General features: G+C 49.0%; 2 tRNA genes. Both read right to left on the bottom strand.

Annotation, left to right across the window (positions count from 1 at the left end):
• Positions 1–106 precede the first annotated feature (106 nt).
• Positions 107–180: transfer RNA gene (locus G5B11_RS18885), tRNA-Ile, on the bottom strand.
• A 25-nt stretch (positions 181–205) separates the two neighbouring features.
• Positions 206–278 (bottom strand) — tRNA-Ala (locus G5B11_RS18890).
• Between the last annotated feature and the right edge of the window lie 69 nt (positions 279–347).

The raw sequence follows: 347 nt of genomic DNA on the forward strand, positions 1-347 counted from the left end.
AGGATGCTTGTGTATCTTATACACAAACTTACATGTATGCAGTTTTCAAGGTACAATCATTGGCTTATATCACTTAGCCTCACAGCATATATGAAATACAAGCCAATGGGCTTAAGTGGACTCGAACCACCGACCTCACGCTTATCAGGCGTGCGCTCTAACCAGCTGAGCTATAAGCCCATCTTTCAGAAGACTTGCTTCTGAGTGGAGATGAAGAGATTCGAACTCTCGACCCCCTGCTTGCAAGGCAGGTGCTCTCCCAACTGAGCTACATCCCCATTTGATCTGGCGTCCGCCTGCTCTCCCACACCGTCTCCAGTGCAGTACCATCGGCCGCTTAGGTCTTA

It is taken from the genome of Blautia glucerasea, from assembly GCF_013304385.1.
In the GTDB taxonomy this organism is placed as follows: domain Bacteria; phylum Bacillota; class Clostridia; order Lachnospirales; family Lachnospiraceae; genus Blautia_A; species Blautia_A ammoniilytica.